Annotated in this window: 20 protein-coding genes and 1 tRNA gene; 10 read left to right on the forward strand and 11 right to left on the reverse strand. The window is 74.5% G+C overall.

What is annotated here, in order from left to right:
- Positions 1–90: 90 nt before the first annotated feature.
- From groL to ATJ97_RS08195, 3 genes are all read right to left on the reverse strand, one after another.
- Positions 91–1,716 (reverse strand): chaperonin GroEL, encoded by a 1,626-nt coding sequence (gene groL, locus ATJ97_RS08185; protein ID WP_098483329.1) that lies wholly within the window; start codon positions 1,714–1,716, stop codon positions 91–93.
- 251 nt (positions 1,717–1,967) lie between these two features.
- Positions 1,968–2,717 (reverse strand): hypothetical protein, encoded by a 750-nt coding sequence (locus ATJ97_RS08190; RefSeq protein ID WP_098483330.1) that lies wholly within the window; start codon positions 2,715–2,717, stop codon positions 1,968–1,970.
- On the reverse strand, positions 2,710–3,420 hold the full coding sequence (locus ATJ97_RS08195) for an RNA polymerase sigma factor (protein ID WP_098483331.1): 711 nt from the start codon (positions 3,418–3,420) through the stop codon (positions 2,710–2,712). The genes ATJ97_RS08190 and ATJ97_RS08195 overlap by 8 nt, the downstream gene beginning before the upstream one ends.
- 24 nt (positions 3,421–3,444) lie before the next feature.
- Here ATJ97_RS08195 and ATJ97_RS08200 point away from each other — a divergent pair, with 24 nt between their 5' ends.
- The 3 genes from ATJ97_RS08200 to ATJ97_RS20005 all read left to right on the forward strand — a co-directional run bounded on the left by ATJ97_RS08200 (position 3,445) and on the right by ATJ97_RS20005 (position 6,118).
- Entirely contained in the window at positions 3,445–3,768 is a 324-nt protein-coding gene (locus ATJ97_RS08200; protein WP_098483332.1) for a hypothetical protein, read from the forward strand.
- Between the two features lie 89 nt (positions 3,769–3,857).
- The gene (locus ATJ97_RS20000) at positions 3,858–5,315 is read left to right on the forward strand and encodes a glycoside hydrolase family 15 protein (protein WP_211287107.1); all 1,458 of its coding nucleotides are present in this window, start codon (positions 3,858–3,860) and stop codon (positions 5,313–5,315) included.
- Positions 5,312–6,118, forward strand: a complete 807-nt coding sequence (locus ATJ97_RS20005; protein ID WP_281254935.1) for an SGNH/GDSL hydrolase family protein — start codon at positions 5,312–5,314, stop codon at positions 6,116–6,118. The genes ATJ97_RS20000 and ATJ97_RS20005 overlap by 4 nt, the downstream gene beginning before the upstream one ends.
- Positions 6,119–6,164: 46 nt before the next feature.
- On the opposite strand, the gene ATJ97_RS08210 is transcribed toward ATJ97_RS20005, so the two are convergent.
- From ATJ97_RS08210 to ATJ97_RS08220, 3 genes are read right to left on the reverse strand one after another with little or no spacing between them, the layout of a single operon-like run.
- Positions 6,165–7,649 carry a phytoene desaturase family protein gene (locus tag ATJ97_RS08210; protein ID WP_098483333.1) on the reverse strand — a complete coding sequence of 495 codons (1,485 nt, stop codon included), beginning with the start codon at positions 7,647–7,649 and terminating at the stop codon, positions 6,165–6,167.
- Between the two features lies 1 nt (position 7,650).
- Positions 7,651–8,292: a LytR C-terminal domain-containing protein gene (locus ATJ97_RS08215; RefSeq protein WP_098483334.1), complete on the reverse strand. Its 642-nt coding sequence runs from the start codon at positions 8,290–8,292 to the stop codon at positions 7,651–7,653.
- 45 nt (positions 8,293–8,337) lie between these two features.
- The gene (locus ATJ97_RS08220; protein WP_098483335.1) at positions 8,338–8,634 is read right to left on the reverse strand and encodes a DUF3263 domain-containing protein; all 297 of its coding nucleotides are present in this window, start codon (positions 8,632–8,634) and stop codon (positions 8,338–8,340) included.
- Between the two features lie 133 nt (positions 8,635–8,767).
- Here ATJ97_RS08220 and ATJ97_RS08225 point away from each other — a divergent pair, with 133 nt between their 5' ends.
- The 3 genes from ATJ97_RS08225 to ATJ97_RS08235 are packed head-to-tail and all read left to right on the forward strand — an operon-like array spanning position 8,768 to position 10,520.
- The gene (locus ATJ97_RS08225; protein ID WP_098483336.1) at positions 8,768–9,445 is read left to right on the forward strand and encodes a uracil-DNA glycosylase; all 678 of its coding nucleotides are present in this window, start codon (positions 8,768–8,770) and stop codon (positions 9,443–9,445) included.
- A 59-nt stretch (positions 9,446–9,504) separates the two neighbouring features.
- Positions 9,505–9,759 carry a hypothetical protein gene (locus ATJ97_RS08230; RefSeq protein ID WP_098483337.1) on the forward strand — a complete coding sequence of 85 codons (255 nt, stop codon included), beginning with the start codon at positions 9,505–9,507 and terminating at the stop codon, positions 9,757–9,759.
- Entirely contained in the window at positions 9,756–10,520 is a 765-nt protein-coding gene (locus tag ATJ97_RS08235; protein ID WP_098483338.1) for a Crp/Fnr family transcriptional regulator, read from the forward strand. The genes ATJ97_RS08230 and ATJ97_RS08235 overlap by 4 nt, the downstream gene beginning before the upstream one ends.
- Positions 10,521–10,538: 18 nt before the next feature.
- Here the strand turns inward: ATJ97_RS08235 and ATJ97_RS08240 are convergent.
- The 4 genes from ATJ97_RS08240 to ATJ97_RS20315 form a co-directional block, all read right to left on the reverse strand.
- Positions 10,539–10,614: transfer RNA gene (locus tag ATJ97_RS08240), tRNA-Thr, on the reverse strand.
- A 58-nt stretch (positions 10,615–10,672) separates the two neighbouring features.
- On the reverse strand, positions 10,673–11,464 hold the full coding sequence (locus ATJ97_RS08245; RefSeq protein ID WP_098483339.1) for a DsbA family protein: 792 nt from the start codon (positions 11,462–11,464) through the stop codon (positions 10,673–10,675).
- Between the two features lie 63 nt (positions 11,465–11,527).
- On the reverse strand, positions 11,528–12,013 hold the full coding sequence (locus ATJ97_RS08250; RefSeq protein ID WP_098483340.1) for a hypothetical protein: 486 nt from the start codon (positions 12,011–12,013) through the stop codon (positions 11,528–11,530).
- A gap of 66 nt (positions 12,014–12,079) precedes the next feature.
- Positions 12,080–14,146, reverse strand: coding sequence for a serine/threonine-protein kinase (locus ATJ97_RS20315; protein WP_098483341.1), 2,067 nt, complete (start codon positions 14,144–14,146; stop codon positions 12,080–12,082).
- Positions 14,147–14,266: 120 nt separating this feature from the next.
- Between ATJ97_RS20315 and ATJ97_RS19750 the strand changes: the two genes are divergently transcribed.
- From ATJ97_RS19750 to ATJ97_RS08270, 4 genes are all read left to right on the forward strand, one after another.
- Positions 14,267–15,721: an alpha,alpha-trehalose-phosphate synthase (UDP-forming) gene (locus ATJ97_RS19750; RefSeq protein WP_170037273.1), complete on the forward strand. Its 1,455-nt coding sequence runs from the start codon at positions 14,267–14,269 to the stop codon at positions 15,719–15,721.
- Positions 15,718–16,644: a trehalose-phosphatase gene (otsB, locus tag ATJ97_RS19755; RefSeq protein ID WP_170037276.1), complete on the forward strand. Its 927-nt coding sequence runs from the start codon at positions 15,718–15,720 to the stop codon at positions 16,642–16,644. Before ATJ97_RS19750 ends, otsB begins: the two co-directional genes overlap by 4 nt.
- Before the next feature lie 144 nt (positions 16,645–16,788).
- Positions 16,789–17,913 (forward strand): ABC transporter ATP-binding protein, encoded by a 1,125-nt coding sequence (locus tag ATJ97_RS08265; protein ID WP_098485322.1) that lies wholly within the window; start codon positions 16,789–16,791, stop codon positions 17,911–17,913.
- Positions 17,914–18,195: 282 nt separating this feature from the next.
- Positions 18,196–19,440 carry a DUF4032 domain-containing protein gene (locus ATJ97_RS08270; protein ID WP_098483342.1) on the forward strand — a complete coding sequence of 415 codons (1,245 nt, stop codon included), beginning with the start codon at positions 18,196–18,198 and terminating at the stop codon, positions 19,438–19,440.
- Between the two features lie 68 nt (positions 19,441–19,508).
- Here the strand turns inward: ATJ97_RS08270 and ATJ97_RS08275 are convergent, their stop codons facing one another.
- Positions 19,509–20,630 carry a hypothetical protein gene (locus tag ATJ97_RS08275; protein ID WP_098483343.1) on the reverse strand — a complete coding sequence of 374 codons (1,122 nt, stop codon included), beginning with the start codon at positions 20,628–20,630 and terminating at the stop codon, positions 19,509–19,511.

Below are 20,630 nucleotides of genomic sequence, written 5' to 3' on the forward strand. Positions count from 1 at the left end.
CGGGTACGCCGAAGGGCGGCACCCCTTCGCGGGGTGCCGCCCTTGCGGTCTGTGCTGCTCCGACGTCGTCCGCCGGTCAGCGGGGCGGGATCAGAAGCCCATGCCGCCCATGTCCGGCTCACCGCCGGCGGCCGCGGCGGCCTTCTCCGGCTTGTCGGCCACGACGGCCTCGGTGGTGAGGAACAGGCCGGCGATGGAGGCCGCGTTCTGCAGGGCAGAGCGGGTCACCTTGACCGGGTCGTTCACGCCGGCGGCGAGGAGGTCCTCGTACACACCGGTCGCGGCGTTGAGGCCCTGGCCGGCGGGGAGGGTGCGAACCTTCTCCACGACGACGCCGCCCTCGAGGCCGGCGTTGACGGCGATCTGCTTGAGCGGGGCGTCCACCGCGACCTTCACGATGTTCGCGCCGGTCGCCTCGTCGCCCTCGAGCTCGAGGCCCTCGAACGCGTCCTTGGCGGCCTGGATGAGGGCGACGCCACCACCGGCGACGATGCCCTCCTCGACGGCAGCCTTGGCGTTGCGCACGGCGTCCTCGATGCGGTGCTTGCGCTCCTTGAGCTCGACCTCCGTGGCGGCACCGGCCTTGATGACGGCGACGCCGCCGGCCAGCTTCGCCAGACGCTCCTGCAGCTTCTCGCGGTCGTAGTCGCTGTCGGAGTTCTCGATCTCGGCGCGGATCTGCGCGACGCGGCCCTCGATCTGGTCCGCGGCGCCGGCGCCCTCGACGATGGTCGTCTCGTCCTTGGTCATGACGACCTTGCGGGCGCGACCGAGCAGGTCGAGGTCGGCGTTCTCGAGCTTGAGACCGACGGTCTCGGAGATGACCTGGCCACCGGTGAGGATGGCCATGTCCTGCAGCATCGCCTTGCGGCGGTCGCCGAAGCCGGGGGCCTTGACGGCGGCCGACTTGAAGGTGCCACGGATCTTGTTGACGACGAGGGTGGCCAGGGCCTCGCCCTCGACGTCCTCAGCGATGATCGCGAGCGGCTTGCCCGACTGGATGACCTTCTCCAGCAGCGGCAGCAGGTCCTTGACGTTGGAGATCTTCGACTCGACGAGGAGCACGTAGGCGTCCTCGAGGACGACCTCCTGGCGCTCGGCGTCGGTGACGAAGTACGGCGAGAGGTAGCCCTTGTCGAAGCGCATACCCTCGGTCAGCTCGAGCTCGAGGCCGAAGGTGTTGGACTCCTCGACGGTGACCACGCCCTCCTTGCCGACCTTGTCGAGGGCCTCGGCGATGAGCTCGCCGATGGCCGGGTCCCCGGCGGAGATCGCGGCGGTGGCGGCGATCTGCTCCTTGGTCTCGATCTCACGAGCCTGCTCGAAGAGCTTCTCGATGACGACCTCGACGGCCTTGTCGATGCCCTTCTTCAGGGCGATCGGGTTGGCGCCGGCGGCGACGTTGCGCAGGCCCTCGCGCACGAGCGCCTGGGCGAGCACGGTGGCGGTGGTGGTGCCGTCACCCGCGACGTCGTCGGTCTTCTTGGCGACCTCCTTGACGAGCTCGGCGCCGATCTTCTCGTACGGCTCCTCGAGCTCGATCTCCTTGGCGATGGACACGCCGTCGTTGGTGATCGTGGGGGCGCCCCACTTCTTCTCCAGGACGACGTTGCGGCCCTTGGGGCCGAGGGTGACCTTGACGGTGTCGGCGAGGGTGTTGAGACCCCGCTCCATGCCGCGACGGGCCTCCTCGTCGAAGGCGATGGTCTTGGCCATAGCTGGTTCCTCCACGGTGTGGTGGTGTGGCTGACGGGTGCCCGCGACGGACGACCCGGCCCGAGGACGGTCACGTCCCGCCTCGCACCGGGCCTCACCGGCCAGCCGGTTGCTTTGTCACTCTCACGACGAGAGTGCTAACTCGATATTGGCACTCTCACCGGCCGAGTGCAAGGTGCTGTCCGCCGAGAGGGAACAGGCGTGCGGCGCACGACGGCGTGCCCGACAGGCCCGTCCCGTGACGGCCGACGTCAGAGCGCCGCGTCGGCCCAGGCGCGGCCGTCTCCCGTGACGAGACGCACGGCCGTCACGCCGGGGTCGGTCACCACCCAGGTGGCCGACCGCTCGGGGCCGACGGTCCACGCGCCGAGCGGCACCTCGGTGCCGTCGGGCATCACGCCCCGGCACTCGTAACGCACGCCCTCCGGCGCCCCGACGACGTCCACCACCAGCACGTCCCTGCCGCCGAACCGGCTCCCGCTGACACGGCCGACGACGGCGCCGTCCGCCCGCACCAGGTCTGCGCCGGTGTACGGCGCACCGGCCGACGGGGGCGGTGCCGCGGGACCCGTGCCGGGGCCTCCCGCGTCCTGGGTGACGAGGAACGCGCCGCCGGCACCGACCGCAAGACCGGCGACGCCTGCGGCCGCCGCGACCAGCACGGCGCGGCGCCGCACCCCGGACCTGCTGGGACCCACCCCGGACCTGCCGGCGTCCCTGGGATGCTCTCGTGCACCGGCGGCGGCCGGCGCCCCCGCCATGCCCATGGCCGTCAGCACCCGTCCCTCGAACCCCGGGGGCGGCGCGACGGTCGGGGCCGCGGCGAGGACCTGCTCGAGCCCGGCGACCACCGCCGAGTACTCCTCGCGGCACGGCTCACAAGCGGCGAGGTGGCGCGCCAGCTCGCTCCGGCCCGGCTCGTGGACCTCCCCGAGCGCGAGGGTCACGATCTCGTCCGGCTCCGGGTGGTCGGGGACGGGCCCGCCCGGCTGCTCAGCCACGTTCGTCCTCCATCGCCTGCCGCACGCGCATGAGCCCCGTGCGGATCCTCGTCTTGGCCGTCCCCACCGGGACGCCCTCGTGCTCACCGACCTCCTTGGCCGTCAGGCCACCGACGGCGGCCAGCACCACCGCCCGGGCCTGCTCGGGCGGGATCTCCATCAGCCGGCGCGCCGCACGCTCACCGTCGACGCCGCGCAGCGCCAGCTCCTCCGGGTCCGGCGGGCGGAGCGTGGCGTCCACGAGCTGCTCGAGCACCTCCGCGTCGGTCGGGGCCTGGCGCCGGGCCCGCACCGCGTCGATGGCGGCGTTGCGGGTGATCGTCAGCAGCCACGTCAGCACCGAGGCCCGGCGGACGTCGTAGCTCGCCGCGGCCCGCCAGGCACGGACGAAGACCTCCTGGCTGACGTCCTCCGCCAGTGCACGGTCCCGGGTGATCGAGACGGCCAGCCCGAACACCGCGCCCTGGAAACGCCGCACGAAGGCCGCCGCCGCGTCGGGGTCGTCCAGGGCGAGGCCGTCGACCAGCGCCGCGTCGGCCGCGCGGTCCGTCCGCGGGAAGAGCTGCACGCCCTGAGGTACGTCCGACGGCGCACCCGGGATTGCGCCGTCCGCCCGCCAGCTCGGCGGCCGTGCGGGACGTATCTCCTTCGACGCGCCGTCCGGCCCCTCCACGGAGCCGTCCGGCCGCCACGACCTCGGCATCGGGACACGACCTCCGGAGGAGTCATGCGTGCACGATCCGGCCTGCGGGCCGTGACTGCGGTCGTCCTGCTCGCCAGCGTCCTCACGGCCTGCGCTGCCGGCAGCGGCGATGGCGGCGGCACCGCGACAGGTGGCGGTGAACCCGGGACCTCTGCGCCCGGCGGCTACATGTCCGGAGGCCCCGCCACCGGGACCGCGGACGGGACCGACGGTAGCGCGGCTGCGGCGACCACGCTGCAGGTCGCACAGACCGATCTCGGTCCGATCCTCGTGGACGGGAACGTCGGGGGCGTGTGGTTCGTCGTCGGCCCGGACGGCAGGCCGATCACCACGTCACCGTCGAAGTGAGCTCCTGCCAGGTCGGGCCTGAGGGTGAGGTGCGTCCGGGCCCATACCTGCGATGAATCTCCGTTAACCCCCTGACGTACCCTGCTGCGGTGACCACCGTCGTCCTGCCAGATCGCCGCACGACGGCCCCCGCCTCCGCCCCCGCCCCGGAGCGCCGGCGGCGGCGCCGCACCCGTCGGGTGCTCGGCTGGTCCCTCGCGGTCGTGCTGTACGTGGCCACCGCCCTGTGGTCGGTGCACCTGAAGGCGAACGAGTCGACCGAGGAGTTCATCGACCTCTATCTCGACGGCGTCCACCTCCAGCCGGACGGCCGGGTCGCGGACGTGCCCGCCCACGAGCCCGCCGAGTACCTGCCCGGCTCCCGCGTGCTCGCCGCCCACGCGGGCGACGCCGACGCCGAGGCCCTCGCCCAGGCCCAGCGGGACTGGCTGGCCGAGGGCAGCGTCCCCGGCGCGGGGACCGCCTACGAGGAGCTCGTCACGAACGCGCTGCTGGACATCCACACCCTCACGGGGGCCGCCTTCGACGATGACGGTGCCACGACCGAGGCCGCCCCCGGCGCCGTCGTGGCCGGGTGGACGGACCGATGGCGCTACGTCTGGCCCCGCGACGCCTCGTTCGTCGCCGCGGCCCTGGCCCGCACCGGGCACGTGGAGGACGCGGTGGCGGTGCTCCGCTTCGTCGGCGAGGTGCAGAGCAGCCAGGGCGGGTTCCAGGCCCGCTACCTGCCGGACGGCTCGGGCGTGCCCGACGGGCGCGGCATCCAGCTCGACGGCAACGGGTGGGTCCTGTGGTCCGCCGCCACCGTGCTGGCGCAGATCGAGGACGAGGGCGAGCGCCGCACCGCGTTCCGGCAGCTGCGCCCCCTGATCGACACCGCCACCGACCACGTCCTCGAGCTCACGGCCGAGGCTCCGCACCTGCCCCCGCCGTCGGCGGACTACTGGGAGGTCCGCGAGAAGGACCTGACGCTCGGCACCGCGGCACCCATGCTCGCCGGCCTCGAGCACGCGGCCACGCTCTACGCCGACCAGGGCATGCACGACCGCGCCGAGCGGGTGGGCCGCCGGTCCGGCCAGCTCCGCTCCGCCGTCGTCACGACCTTCGGTCCCGGCGGCTACGAGCGGTACGCCGGGGACGCGCCCATGACCTCGCTGCTCGGGTCCGACGGGCGGGACGCCGCGACGGCGATGCTCCTGCCCCCGTTCACCACCGGGGCCCTGCCCGGGGCCGAGGAGGCGTGGCTGGTCTCCGCGGAGGAGATGGCACGTCCCGCGGGCGGGGTGGCCCCGGGGGCGGGGTGGAAGCGGGACGGGATCTCGTGGACGCCCGAGACCACCCTGTACGCGCTCACGGCCGCGGAGAACGGCCACCCCCGCCGGGCGACGGCGTGGCTGGACTGGGTGGTCGAGCACCGCACCGCCTCGGGCGCGATCCCGGAGAAGGTGCTCGCCAACGGGGCACCCGCGGCCGTCGCGCCGTTGACCTGGTCGAGCGCCAATGTGGTCCTGACCGTCGCCGCACTGGAGGAGGCTGGTGCACTGTGAGCACCGCACCCGGACCCGCCGCACGGTGGGAGCGCTACGTGGCACTCGGCGACTCCATGACGGAGGGGCTTTGGGACGTCGACCCGGCCGCGCCGGAGACTCTCCGCGGCTGGGCAGACCTGCTGGCCAGCCGCCTCGCGGAGCGGCGTGACGGCCCGCTGGAGTACGCCAACCTCGCCGTGCGGGGCCGGTTGCTCGGCGAGATCGTCACCGAGCAGCTGCCCGCCGCGCTGGCGCTGCGGCCGGACCTGGTCTCCCTCGTCGGCGGGGGCAACGACCTGCTGCGCCCCGGCTCGGACCCTGACGCCCTCGCCGCCCTCATGGAGTCCGCGGTGGAGAAGGTGCGCGCCACCGGCGCCGACGTGCTCCTCGCGACCGGCATGGACGCCCACGACTCCCCCGTCATCCGGGCCACGAGGCCACGCGTGGCCGTGTTCAACGCGCACCTGTGGACGATCGCCCGCCGGCACGGCGCTCACGTGCTCGACGTGTGGGGCATGCGCTCGCTGAGGGACTGGCGCATGTGGGCCGAGGACCGCATCCACCTCTCGACCGAGGGGCACGAGCGGGTGACGCAGGGCGCCCTCGTGGCGCTGGGCCTCGGCGCCGAGACCCCGGACTGGGACGACCCGCTCGAGCCCCTGCCGCCGGCGGCCCGGGCCGAGCGGCTGCGCGAGGACCTGACCTGGCTGCGCACCTACGCCGGCCCGTGGGTGGGGCGACGGCTCCGCCGTCGGTCCTCCGGGGACGCACGGGCACCGAAGCGCCCCCGGCCCCAGGTGGTGGAGATCCCCGGCCGCTGACGGCCCCGGCGGCGGCGCAGCGCCCGCCCCGTCCCCTCGGCCGCCGCTACGCCGTCGGGCCGAGGGCCGGTGGCCGGGAGCTGCCGAACCGGACCTTCAGCGCGCGCCGGGCCGCGTGCCAGCCGGCCATGCCGTGCACGCCGGGCCCCGGCGGGGTCGAGGAGGAGCACAGGTACACACCGGGCACCCCGGCGTCGTAGACGTGCCACGCCAGCCTCGGGCGGGCCACCATCCGGTACATGGACACCGCCCCGGAGGCGATGTCGCCGGCGACGTAGCTGGCGTTGTGCGCGGGCATCTCGGCCGCGGGGATGCACCGCGAGGTGACGACGACGTCGCGGAAGCCGGGCGCGAACCGCTCGATCTGGGCGGTGACGTCCTCCCTCACGTCCCGGGTCGAGCCCTTGGGCACGTGCGCGTACGTCCACAGCGGACGCAGGCCGCCGACCTCCCGGCCGGGGTCCGCCACCGTGGGGTCGGAGACCAGCACGACCGGCCGCTCGGCGTGCCGGCCCGCCTTGACGGCGGCCTCGGACGCGACCATCTCGGCGCGGGTGCCCGCGACGTGGACGGTGCTGGCCCCGTTCACCCGCGGGTCGGTCCACGGGACCGGCCCGGAGAGGACGAAGTCGACCTTGGCGGCGGCGTCGCCGTACCGGAACCGCGAGAGCGCCGCACGCACGGAGGGTGCCATCCGCTCCCCCCAGACCTCGACCAGCGTCCGGGGCGTGGTGTCGAAGAGGTAGGCCCGCGCCCGGGGCAGCTCGCGCCACCCCGTCACCGGCGTGTCCGCGCGGATCTCCCCGCCGTGCGCGCGCAGGTCCGCGACGAGGGCGTCGGTGATGGCCTGGCTCCCGCCGACCGGCAGGGCCCACCCGTCGGCGTGGGCCATCGAGCCGAGCAGGAGCGCGGTGCCGGCACCGGCGAGGGAGGGCAGCGCGGAGATCGTGTGGGCGGCGACGCCCGTGAGCAGCGCGGGTGCGACGTCGCCGGAGAACCGCAGGTCCCACAGGCCGGTGCCCTGCTCGAGCAGGGTCGTGCCGAAGGCGAGGGCCGCGCGGACGCCGCTCGGGCTGAGCACCTCGGGCGGCACGCTGCGGTGGTCGCCGAGCCCGAGGGCCGTGACCGCCCGCGCGTCGTCGACGAGCGGAGCCATCAGCCGGCGCCACGCCGGCCCGTCCTCGCCGAGCGCGGCGGCGGTGCGCTCGAGCGAGTGGTACGCGATGCCGGCGTCACGCCCCTCGAGCGGCTGCGCGTAGGAGGTCTCGGGGACGACGATGTCGACGCCGCGCGCCCGCAGGTCGAAGGCGCGCAGGAACGGGCTGGCCAGGGCGAGGGGGTGCACCGCGGAGCACACGTCGTGCACCAGGCCGGGCGCGAGCCCAAGGTCCAGGGTGCGCGCCCCGCCCCCGAGCGTGGGCCGGGCCTCCAGCACGAGGACGTCGAGGCCCGCGCGTGCGAGGGTGACGGCGGCGGCCAGGCCGTTGGGGCCCGAGCCGACGACGACGGCGTCCCGCACCTCGCGGGTCATGTCACCGGCCCTGGTAGTCCGAGCGGAGCACGATGGCGATGGACTGCGTGGCGCTCGAGCTCTCGACCACGTTCCCGATGTTCAGCGTCCTCGCCACGTCCTCGGCGGTCGCCTGCAGGTCGGGGTTGTTGTAGTACAGCGTGGTGGTGGCCGGCGCCCCGGAGGTGTAGTCGTCCGCCACGCCGCCCGTGTAACCCGCCCCCGAGAGGGTCCCAACGACGTCGCTCGCCAGCCCGTTGATCCCGGCGCCGTTGAGGACCGCGATCGGCGCGCCGTACTGGATGTCGCCGCTCGGCGCCTCGGTGGTCGTCTCCTCGGTCGGCTCCTCGCTGGTCGCCTCGTCCGAGGGTGCCTCCGTCCCCTCGGCGGGGGCCTCGCTGGTCGCGGCCGTCCCGGTGCCGTCGCCGCCCGGCTCGGCCGTCGCGGTCGCGGCTGGCGCGCCCGCCGTCGGGGCAGGTTCCCCGCCGTCGCCCAGGAGCGCGATGGCCCCCCAGGCGAGGAGCGGGGCGAGGACGACGACGGCGAGGATCGGCAGCAGCGTGCGCAGCGGCGAGCGCGGCCCGCGGTGCACACCCTGCGGGGTGCGGTCGCGGCCGGCGACGTCGAACTCGTCCTCGGGGAAGTCCTCGTGTGGCGTGCTCACGGGCTGAGGTTATCCGTTCCGGCGTCGTGGGCGCTGAGGGCGCTCCTAGAGCGAGGACCCGAGGCGGCGGGAGGACCGCTCCCGCTGGCGGGACGACCGCATGCGGCGCAGGCGCTTGACCAGCATCGGGTCCGCCGCGAGCGCGGCCTCGGAGTCGAGGAGCTGGTTGAGCACCTGGTAGTAGCGGGTGGCGCTCATGTCGAACAGCTCACGGATCGCCGTCTCCTTGGCGCCGGCGTACTTCCACCACTGCCGCTCGAAGCCCAGGATCGCGGCCTCCGTCTCGCTCAGCCCGGTGCTCGCCGACCCGGCGGCGTCGGCCTCCGCGTGCGTTGCGGCCATGCTCTCCTCCGTAGGTCTCGGGCGTGCTCGTGCGGTCCGGGTTCCATGCTAGGGCGCGAACGACACCGGTGTCATTCCTCCGCGTGGCGCCACGCCGGTCGGCCGGGGGCCCCGCGTGGTTACCCTCCCTTGCGTGACAGCCACCGCCCTGGAGAACCTGCTCGACCCCGGCTGGGCCCGCGCGCTCGGCCCCGTCTCGGACCGCATCGGCGCGATGGGCGAGTTCCTGCGTGCCGAGATCGCGGCCGGCCGGAGCTACCTGCCCGCGGGCACCGACGTGCTGCGGGCCTTCACCTACCCGCTCGCCGATGTGCGCGTGCTGATCGTCGGGCAGGACCCCTACCCGACGCCGGGGCACCCCATGGGCCTGTCCTTCAGCGTGCAGCCCGACGTGCGCCCGGTGCCGCGCTCGCTGCAAAACATCTACCGCGAGCTCCACGACGACCTCGGCCTGCCGGTCCCCTCCACCGGTGACCTCACGCCGTGGTCGCGCCACGGTGTGATGCTGCTCAACCGGGTCCTGACTGTCCGCCCGGGCGAGCCGGCGTCGCACCGGGGCAAGGGCTGGGAGGAGATCACGGAGCACGCCATCCGGGCGCTCGTGGCCCGCGGCACGCCCCTGGTCGCCATCCTGTGGGGGCGCCACGCCGCCACGCTGCGCCCGATGCTCGGCTCCACCCCGGTGATCACCTCCGCCCACCCGAGCCCCCTCTCGGCCTCCCGCGGGTTCTTCGGCTCCCGGCCGTTCTCACGCGCGAACGCGCTCCTCGCCGAGCTCGGCGGCGAGCCGGTGGACTGGTCCCTCACGTAGCATTCGCGGCAGGAGGGCGCCGGGACCCGGCGCCCCGCACCGACCGAGGAGTGGTGAGCATGACCCCCCGCGAGTCCGTCCGGCGGCCCGACCTGGTCACCGAGGCCCTCGTCCACCGCGGCCTCGTCCGTCCGGACCAGGACGTCGACCGCTACCGCTCGCGGGACGTCCTCGGCGGTGGCCGCCCCTCCGGCGCGCCCCGCACCGACGCCGAGCGCTCCGGTCCCGACGCCGAGCTGGTGGGCGCCGGGCCGGACGTCGAGGAGGACTTCGTGCACGGCGACTCGGGGCAGGACGACGGCGTCATCGAATGAGCACCGACGGCGCGGCGCGTCGTCGCGTCCCGCTGCGCAGCACCTGCGCGGAGCCGCACCACTGCCCCCGCCCGGTGCGCATGAAGGTGCTCGGCCAGGTCCCCTACTTCGCCGGGCTCGACGAGAGCGAGCTCGCCGACATCGACCGGCGCATGGTCTCGCTCTCCTGGGCCGAGGGCGACCCGCTGTACGAGGCCGGCGCCCCCGCCGACCATCTCTACGTCCTCGCCGCCGGCCGGGTGCGGGTAACCCAGCCCACGCCGACCGGCCAGGACGTCCTCACGGACATCCTCACACCCGGGGACCTCTTCGGTGCGCTGAGCAGCCTCGGTGAGCCCAGGTACCCGGAGAGCGCCGAGGCCATGACCACCGCCTGCGCGCTGCGGATCGACCCGGCCGCCTTCCGGGCCGTGCTGACCGAGCATCCCCAGGTGGCGCTGCGCGTCCTCGACGACGTCGCGGGCCGGCTCGCCCGGGCCCGTTCCGACGTCGGCCGGATCTCCACCGGCTCCGTCGCCCAACGGGTGGCGACGACGCTGCTGCGACTGTCGGGCGAGCTCGGGCAGTCGCGGGCCGACGGCAGCACCTTGCTGCAGGTCCCGCTCAGCCGTGCCGATCTCGCCGGGATGACGGGGTCCACACCCGAGTCGGTCTCCCGGGTGATGAGCAGGCTGCGCCAGGACGGCGTCGTGGAGTCCGGCCGGCGCTGGACCGCGATCCTCGACGCGGAGCGGCTGCGGGAGATCGCCGACGCGGCCTGAGGCCACGTCGGCGACCCGTGGAGCCGCCTGTCGGACTCGAACCGACGACCGTCCGCTTACAAGGCGGGTGCTCTACCAGCTGAGCTAAGGCGGCGTGACCGGGGACGAGTCTGCCACGACGGGCGCGGCACGCTCGTCCCCGTCCGTCCTGACTACTGGTTCTTGAGCGCCTCGACCAGGGCGCCGGGCTCGCTCCAGCCGTCGAACTCCTTGCCGTTGATGAGCACGGTGGGCGTGCCCGTGAAGCCGTCACGGCTGAACTGCTTGGTCGTGGCCGCGACCCAGTCCTTGTACGGGTGCTCGCCCGCGGCGATGGTGTCCGCAACCTTCTGCGGCACGCCGGCCTCGACCGCCGTCGCGGCGATCTCCTTGTCCGTGGGCTCGGCGCTCGCACCGGCGAAGAGCTTGAACATGCCTTCCTGGAAGGCGTTGTACGCCTCGGGCGCCTGGTCGGCGACGATGCCGGCCGCGTTCACCGCACGGCCGGAGAAGCCGGTGTACTCGCCGCCGCTGCCGTCGAGGATCGCGACGGGGTGGTAGACGACGGTGGCCTCGCCGGCCGCCACGAGCGAGTCGATGTCGTCGGCGTTGATCTCCTCGAAGGTGGCGCAGTGGGGGCACGAGAAGTCGAGGTAGACGTCGAGCACCGGCGCCCCGGAGTTCTCCGTGCCGGCCACCAGGTCCGACCCGAGCGAGATGCCACCGTCCTGGACCGAGGTGTTCGCGGGGACGTCCGCGACGGACTCGATGACGGACTTGTTGCCCTGGCTGATGATCACGTAGAGCGCGATGCCGACGACGACCACGAGGGCGAGCACGCCGGCGATGATGAGACTGCGGTTGCGCTTCTCGCGCTTGGCCTGGGCCTCACGGAGCTTGCGGGCCTGCTCGCGCGCGGCGTCGCGGCGCTGGGCCTTGGTGTTGGAGGACGAGCTGGAGGACATCGGTTCTTCCTGTCAGGGGTGGGTCGGGGGCGGCGTCCGCTGGACGCCCGGCGGGAAGGCTGCTTACGCGCCGACCCACGCCGGAGGGCCGCGCCGCAGCGGGCGGCGCGCGAGGAGCAGGCGCACCGGCCGGGCCGGCTGCACAGGCAGGACCACGTCGCCCCCGTCGTCGGGGACGGGCGGAGCGGCGGCCGGCAGGAGGACCCGCACGAACCGGCGGACCTCCGCGGCCATGACGCGCCGGGCGGAGCCGACGAGCCCGGCCGCCCCGGTGAGCAGGGCGAGGTGCCCCAGCAGCGCGGGCAGGGCCACGGCGGCGACGACCGTGAGGGCCTGCTCCGGTGCGGCGCCGGCTCCGAGCGTGCCCTCGGGGCAGGCCGCGTCGGGGTGCAGCAGCGCCAGGCGGAGCGCCACCTGCGACCACGCGCCGGAGGCCGGCACGCACGCCTGGATGACGGCCGCGCCGCTCGCCAGGGCGGCAGCCACGGGCGCGACGACGACGGCGAGCAGGACCAGTCCCGTCCGCCACGCAGGGTGCCGCGCGATCACCGCACCAGGGTAACGGTCGGGGGGTGGGCGAGATGCCCGGTTCCGGCACCGCCGCGCCGGGCGCGGTCAGGGCAGCGGGGGCTCCGGCAGCGGCGCCCAGGAGGCGACCGGTGCGGCACCCAGCGCGACCTGCACGGCCACGACGGCCGCGACCCCCAGCACGAGGACGACGAGCAGCGCACGGAAGCCGCGGGTGGGCGTGAGGACGTCGATCATCGCGCGGGCCCCCTCGCGGGCGGACCGGCTCGAGGGCATCAGCCAGGCGACGAGCAGCGCGACGAGCGCGCCCGCCCAGAGCGCGGCGGGCTCCTGCACGGCCGGCTCCAGCGACAGCGGCGCCCGCCCGGCGACCCACCAGGCCACCCCGCCGAGCAGCACGCCGAGGACCACGCCGGGCAGAAGCGCGAGCAGCCCGCGGACGAGGTGCCACGGCAGACCGGCGAGCATCCTCGCGTCGTCGCCGGACCGGGGGCCGCGCCGGAGCCGAGAGGAGCGGCGGGCCCGACCGGCCCACCCGGTTGTCGCCGTCAGGACGAGGAGCGCCGCCGCCACCAGGGCGAAGACCCCGGGGAAGGAGGCCGCGGCCGCGCTGACGCCCAGCCCGACGGCCGCCACGGTGAGCGTGCGCCGGCGCGGCGGGACCGCCCAGCGCGGCGGCCGCGGGTCCTGCGGCGGGTACGGGTAGGCCACGTCGCCGTGGGGGGACGGACCGGGCGGGCCGGGCCACCGCCCGTCTCCCGCGTACGGCTGCTGGCTGTCGGGGTACGGCTGCCGGGTATCCGGGTACGGCTGCACGGCGCCGGGGCGCTGCGCCACGTCGCCGGTCACCGGGGGCAGCATCCGGGTGGGCGGCTCCTGGGTCGGCGTGCCGGCACGCCCCACGGGATAGCTGGGCGGGGCGGCCGGCATGACGCGGGTCGCCGGCTCGGCGGGGAGCGCCCTGGTCGCCGGCTCGGCCGGGATGGCCCGGGTCGCCGGCTCGGCCTGGAGTGCCCGCGTCGCCGGCTCGGCGGGGATGGCCCGGGTCTCCGGCTCGGCGGGGACGCCCCGGGGCTCGGCCGGGAGCGCCCGGGTCGCGGCCCCCGCGCTGGTGTCCTCCGCCGTCGCGCCCGGGAGCGCGGAGGTGGCGTGGTCGTCACGGAACGCGCGCGTGCCGTCGGCGAAGGGGTGGGTCGCGGGGCCCGCGGTGACGAGACCCGTGGCGGCTGCGCCGGCACCCGCGGCCCCGGCCGCACCACCAGCGGCCCCGGCCGCACCAGCCACGGCGCCCGCCGCGCCAGCGGCGGCGGCGTGCCCGGACGTCGTCCCGATCACCTGGGTGAGCTGGTCGTCCCCCCAGGTCCGGTCCAGCACGGCGAGCACGCCGTCGGGGTCGAGACGCCTGGCCGGGTCGGGGTCGAGCGCGGCGCGCAGCGCGCGTGCGGTCACCTCGGGCAGCCCGTCGGTGTCCACCTTCCCGGTGGCCACGCGGGCGAGCACCGCCCCGGTGGGTCCGCGACCGAACGGCGGCCGACCCGTGGCGGCGAAGACGAGCACGGCGGCCCAGCCCCACCAGTCGCACTCCGGGGCGGGCTCGGCGCCGGCGATGACCTCCGGGTCGAGGTAGCCGGGGGTGCCGGTGACCATGCCGGTCTGGGTGAGCCGGGCGTCGTCGGCCACCTGGGCGATGCCGAAGTCGATGACCACCGGGCCGTGCTCTGACATCATCACGTTGCCGGGCTTGAGGTCGCGGTGGACGACGCCGACCGCGTGGATGGCCCGCAGCGCCTCCGCCAGTCCGTGGGCGAGGTTCGACAGCTCGTGCGAGGAGAAGGGCCCGTCCGCGGCCACGTCCTCCTCGAGCGTCGGGCCGTCGACGAGCTCGGTGACGACGAACGCCTCGGCGTCCTCGACCTCGGCGTCGAGCACGCGGGCCACCCCGGCGTCGCGCACGCGGTGGAGGAGCGAGACCTCCCGCGCGAGCCGGCGGCGCGCCTGGGGGTCGGTGCCGATGTGGGGGTGGAGGAGCTTCAGCGCCACGTGGCGCCCGTCTGCGTCGACGGCCTCGTGGACGGTGCCCATGCCGCCGGAACCGAGGCGGCGCAGCAGGCGGTAGCCGCCCACCTCGCGCACCTGCTGCTCCGGCTCCGTCATGCTCCAACGCTACCTACCCGCACACCCTCGTGATCCATGCCTCCTCCAGGTACCCCGCCGGGCATCGGCGTCACGGCGCCGGTACGGTGGCAGGAACCGAGTGAAGGAGCACAGATCCCCTTGCCTGCCGGAGAACACGAGTTCGTCGTCGTGGCCAACCGCCTCCCGGTCGACATCACGGTCGCCGCGGACGGGTCGCTGAGCTGGGAGCGTTCGCCCGGCGGCCTCGTGACGGCGCTCGCGCCGATCATGCAGAAGAACGACGGCGCCTGGGTCGGCTGGTCCGGCCAGGCCGGCTTCGAGCACGAGCCCTTCGACGGCGAGGGCATGCGCCTGTGGCCGGTCACGCTCAGCGAGGACGAGATCGAGGCCTACTACGAGGGCTTCTCCAACGGCACGCTGTGGCCGCTGTACCACGACGTCATCGTCCCGCCGGAGTTCCACCGCGCCTGGTGGAACACCTACGTCTCGGTCAACCGCCGCTTCGCCGCGGCCGCCGCCGAGGCCGCCGCGCCCGGAGGGACCGTCTGGGTGCACGACTACCAGCTCCAGCTGGTCCCCTCGGTGCTGCGGCTGCTGCGCCCCGACGTGAAGATCGGCTTCTTCAACCACATCCCGTTCCCCCCGCTGGAGATCTTCACCCAGCTGCCGTGGCGCCGTCAGGTGGTCGAGGGGCTGCTCGGCGCGGACCTCGTCGGCTTCCAGCGCCCGGGTGACGCGGCGAACTTCCTCCGGGCGGTGCGCCGCCTGACCGGCCTGCGCGTCCAGGGCCCGCAGGTGACGGTCCCCGGCCGCTGGTCCCGGCCCGACCGCACCGTCCGGGCCCAGGCGTTCCCCATCTCGATCGACGCGGCCTCCTTCGACGAGCTGGCCCGCACCCCCGAGGTGCTGGCCCGCGCCAAGGAGATCCGCAAGGAGCTCGGCAGCCCGGACGTCCTCCTCCTCGGCGTCGACCGGCTCGACTACACCAAGGGCATCCGCCACCGCCTGAAGGCGTTCGGGGAGCTCCTCGAGGACGGCCAGCTGCGCGTGCCCGAGGCGTGCATGATCCAGGTGGCGAGCCCCTCCCGCGAACGTGTGGAGCAGTACCGCCAGCTCCGCGACGAGGTCGAGGTGACCGTCGGGCGCATCAACGGCGACTTCGGCACCCTCGGCCGGGCGGCGGTGCACTACATGCACCACTCCTACCCGATGGAGGAGATGGCGGCCCTGTACCGCGCGGCGGACGTCATGCTCGTGACCTCGCTGCGCGACGGCATGAACCTCGTGGCCAAGGAGTACGTGGCCGCCCGGTCCGACCTCGGCGGCGCGCTCGTGCTCTCCGAGTTCACCGGGGCCGCGGACGAGCTCACCCAGGCGCTGCAGATCAACCCGCACGACATCGACGGGACCAAGGCGACGATCATGCGCGCCATCGGGATGGACGCCCGGGAGGGGCGCCGCCGGATGCGCAGCCTGCGCCGTCGGGTCCTCGAGCACGACGTCCAGCGGTGGGCCGACGACTTCCTCGGCTACCTCGCCATGTCCGTCCCCAGCCCGATGTCCGTCCCCAGCCCCCAGGAGGCCGCCCGGTGACCGCCGACCACTCCCGCGCCCCGCGTGCCGGCTCCCCCGAGGACGACGGCGGAGCGGCCACCTTCGACGCCGGCGTACCCGGCCCCGGCGTCGAGGCGCCGCTGTTCACCGCCCACCTCGAGGAGTCCCTCGACCTCGCGCTGCGCGAGTTCGCGGAGCGGGAGAGGGTGCTGGTCGCCCTCGACTTCGACGGCGTGCTGGCCCCGATCGTGCTGGACCCGACGACGTCGCGGATGCTGCCGGCGTCGGCCCAGGCGGTCGCCGGGCTCACGCAGCAGCCGGGCGTCGAGGTGGTCCTCGTCTCGGGGCGCGAGGCGGGCGACCTCGTGGCGCTGGCCGGCCTGCCCGGCGGCACCCGGGTCATCGGCTCCCACGGGGCCCAGTGGGGCCGCGTGGTCGACCCCCCCGGCGGCGGCACCGCCCTGGAGGCCGAGCCCGTCGACCTCACCGCGGAGCAGACCGCGCTGAAGGCCGAGCTGCTGCGCGAGACGGAGGCCCTGGCGGCCGACGTCGAGGGCGCGTGGGTGCAGGTCAAGCCGGCCGCCGTCGTCCTCCACACCCGGCCGGCCGAGCGCGCGGCCGGCGAGCGCCTCACCGAGCGCACCCTCGCCGGGCCCGCGGCCCGGGACGGCGTGCGCGTCGTCGTCGGCAAGGAGGTCGTGGAGATGGCCGTCCTGGAGGTGACCAAGGGGGACGCCCTGGTGCAGCTGCGCTCCGCCCTCGGCGTCGACGCGGTGCTCTACGCCGGCGACGACACCACGGACGAGGACGCCTTCACCGTGCTGGGCGAGGGCGACGTCTCGATCAAGGTCGGCGACGGCGACACCGCGGCGGCGTACCGCGTGGCCGACCCGGACGAGCTCTCCGCCGTCCTGGTCCGCCTCCTCGAGCTGCGTCAAGGGACCCACGACTCACACCCGTAACATTCGTGTGCCACTATGGGTCCGGCAGCTGTCGCGGACCCCGGTGTCCGCGGCGGTTCGCTGTGTCAGAGCGGACACCTCTCTCGGCACTCTTCACTACGGATCGTCCGGCACGTACCTGCCGGTGAAGGGATGTACATCACCATGGCCTCCGTCACGTTCGACAAAGCCACCCGCATCTACCCGGGCTCCGAGCGCCCCGCGGTCGACGCCCTCGACCTGGAGGTCGCCGACGGCGAGTTCCTGGTCCTCGTCGGCCCCTCCGGCTGCGGCAAGTCCACCTCGCTGCGCATGCTCGCGGGCCTGGAGGACGTCAACTCCGGCCGCATCTTCATCGGCGACCGTGACGTCACCGACGTCCAGCCCAAGGACCGTGACATCGCCATGGTCTTCCAGAACTACGCGCTCTACCCGCACATGTCCGTCGCGGACAACATGGGCTTCGCGCTGAAGATCGCCGGCACCCCGAAGGCCGAGATCGAGCAGCGCGTCAAGGAGGCCGCGAAGATCCTCGACCTGAGCGAGTACCTCCAGCGCAAGCCGAAGGCGCTCTCCGGCGGTCAGCGTCAGCGTGTGGCCATGGGCCGCGCGATCGTCCGCCAGCCGCGCGTGTTCCTCATGGACGAGCCGCTGTCCAACCTCGACGCCAAGCTCCGCGTCCAGACCCGCACCCAGATCGCCTCGCTGCAGCGCCGGCTGGGCGTCACCACGGTCTACGTCACGCACGACCAGACCGAGGCCCTGACCATGGGCGACCGCATCGCGGTGCTCAAGGACGGCCTCCTCCAGCAGGTCGGCACCCCGCGGGAGATGTACGACACCCCGGCCAACGTCTTCGTCGCCGGCTTCATCGGCTCCCCCGCCATGAACCTCGGCGACTTCCGCGTCGAGAACGGCCAGGCGGTCCTCGGCGAGGCCCACGTGCCGCTCTCCCGCTCGACCATCAGCGCCCTGACGGACGCCGACAAGGGCAAGGTCATCCTCGGCTTCCGGCCGGAGTCCCTCGACCGGGTCCCCGAGGGCGACGGCGCCATCCCGGTGACCGTCAACCTCGTCGAGGAGCTCGGCTCGGACGCCTTCGTCTACGGCGAGCTCGCGGGCTCGCGGGAGCTCAACGAGCACCTCGGCTCCGGCGAGGACTCCGACCAGATCATCGTGCGCATCGACCCGCGCGACGTGCCGATGAAGGGCGACAAGATCTTCGTGCGCATCCGCGAGGGCGAGCAGCACGCGTTCTCGTCCGCCACCGGCGAGCGCCTGCCGCAGTAGCACCTCGGCCCGCCGCACCGGCGGGCACGTGCACGACGTCGCCGTGAGTGGTGACGTCTCGCGGAGAGGTTGACGTCTCAGGGAGGACTTGACGACTCACGGAGAAGTTGACGACTCAGGGAGAACTTGACGTCTCGCGAGAGGGGCGGGTCCTCGGGCCCGCCCCTCCTCCGTGCCGGCCGGTAGATTGGCCGTACCGGCCGCCGCGACCGGACGAACCTCACACTCCGAACAGCCCTTGAGCCCGCCCGCGGAGGTGGGGCCAGCGGGGAGAATGACCTCATGGCACAGCAGCTCCAGATCACCGCCGCACGGGTGGATCCGGCGCTGCTCGACCTCCCGTGGGAGGTCCCGCTGGAGGAGTGGCCGACGGAGGTCCTCGCCGCGCTGCCCCGCGGCATCTCCCGGCACGTCGTGCGCTTCGTGCGGCTCTCGGGCCGGATCATCGCCGTGAAGGAGATCGGCGAGTCGGTGGCCTACCACGAGTACGAGCAGCTGCGCTCGCTCGGTCGCCTGGAGGCCCCGGCGGTCCAGCCCCTCGCCGTCATCACCGGGCGGAGCTCGCCGGACGGGGAGGAGCTGAACTCGGTGCTGGTGACCGAGCACCTCCAGTACTCCCTGCCCTACCGCGCGCTCTTCAGCCAGTACATGCGCCCCGAGACCGCGGGCCGCCTCATCGACGCCCTCAGCGTGCTGCTCGTGCGGCTGCACCTGCTCGGCTTCTACTGGGGCGACGTCTCCCTCTCGAACACGCTGTTCCGCCGCGACGCGGGCGCCCTCGCCGCCTACCTGGTGGACGCGGAGACCGGCGAGCTCCATCCCTCGCTCACCCCAGGCCAGCGCGGCTACGACCTCGACCTGGCGCGCACGAACATCATCGGCGAGCTCATGGACCTCCAGGCCGGCGAGATGCTCGACGAGGACGTCGACGTGATCGAGGTGGGCAACCAGATCGTCGAGCGCTACGAGTCGCTGTGGGCGGAGCTCACGCGCGAGGAGTCCTTCGGCTCCACCGAGCGCCAGCGGGTGACCGAGCGCATCAACCGCCTCAACGACCTGGGCTTCGACGTCGGCGAGCTGACCATCACCACCGACGTGGACGGCACGACCGTCTCCATCCAGCCCAAGGTCGTCGACGCCGGGCACTACCACCGCCAGATCATGCGGCTGACCGGCCTGGACGTGCAGGAGAACCAGGCGCGCCGCATGCTCAACGACCTGGAGAGCTACCGGGCGGAGACCGACCGGCAGAACGACGACCTGACGATCGTCGCGCACGACTGGCTCGACGAGGTCTTCAACCCCACCGTCCAGGCGGTCCCGCGCGACCTGCGCCGCAAGCTCGAGCCGGCCGAGATCTTCCACGAGGTCCTCGAGCACCGCTGGTTCATCTCGCAGCAGCAGGCCCGCGACGTGCCCATGGCGGAGGCCGTCGGCTCCTACGTCGACAAGGTGCTGCGCCACCGCCCGGACGAGCGGACCTTCCTCGACCGCGACTCGGTCGAGATGCCCGCCGTCGACTTCTGAGGGTCCTGTGCCGCTCCCGGGTCCGGCGGCCGTTCCGGGTCCTGGCCCCGCTCCGCGCCTGAGCGGTCTCAGCCGCGGCGGCCGCGCCGCGCCATGACCATCGCCACGACGGCGAGCGCGCCGAGACCGACGGCGCCCGCCCGCAGCGCGGTCCGGGTCGACGGCGCCATGGGGGGCTGGCCCTCGAGGGCCAGCCGGGCGGACTGCGCCGCGGCCCGGGGCAGCCGCTCCGCCTCGTGGGTGCGGGCACCCTCGAGGTCCGCCGGCTCGGCGCGCCCCTCCAGCACGTCGGCCACGGCGGGCGGCAGCCCGAGCGCGGCGACGAAGGCGGCGAGACCGTCCGCCCCGGGCAGCGCGAAGGACGCCGCGACGGCGGCCGGGTCGGCACCGGGGACCGCGGCGGCGAACGCGGCCGCGTCCTCGCCGTCGCCGAGGAGGTCCTCGACGAGCGTGCGCACGGGCCCGGCGGCGTCGTCGGGGAGCACGTACCGGCTGCGCATGGACCAGCTGAAGACGGCGACGCCGCCCTCCCGCTCATCCACGTCGGAGTCCGGGCCGGGCAGCAGGAGGGCGGTGCGGTCCTCCGCGTCGACCTGCAGCCGCAGCACCGGGTAGGCGTCGGCGTCCCAGCCGTGCACCCCGAGCTCGCGGCCCGGGCCGGTGGTCATGACGAGCCGGCGCGGCTCGCCGTCCACCGGCTGCTCGGCCACCGTGACCGGCCGGCCCAGCAGCGTGGCATGCAGGGGCACCTGGTGGACGGGCATGGGGGTGAGCACCACCGTGCGGGCGTCGTGGGCGGTGTCCTCCTCCTCCACCACGCCGGGGATGGCGCCGTCCTCGGGGGTGGCCTCGCGCGCGCCCGGGCCGAGGGTGATGCCCTCCTCGGTGATCGTCCAGTCGGCCTCGTGGCCGGCGGGCACGCCGTCCATGAGCACGTCGGCGTCGAACGTGGCCTGCAGCTCCTCGACCAGCTCCGGGAGCGTGGGACCGGCCACGACCTGCCCCTCGCCGGCGGCGCCGACCGACCCGGCCGGGTCGGTCAGCACCGAGAGCGAGAGCAGGTGCTCGGTGCCGGGGTACCACTCCAGCCGTGCCAGGACCCCGGCGGCCGCCAGGTGGGCGGCCACGGCGTCGGGGTCGAGCCGGGTGGCCACCAGCACGCCCTCGGCGCGGTTCCACGGTCCGGCCAC

The sequence above is a fragment of the Georgenia soli genome, assembly GCF_002563695.1.
Taxonomy (GTDB): Bacteria; Actinomycetota; Actinomycetes; order Actinomycetales; family Actinomycetaceae; genus Georgenia; species Georgenia soli.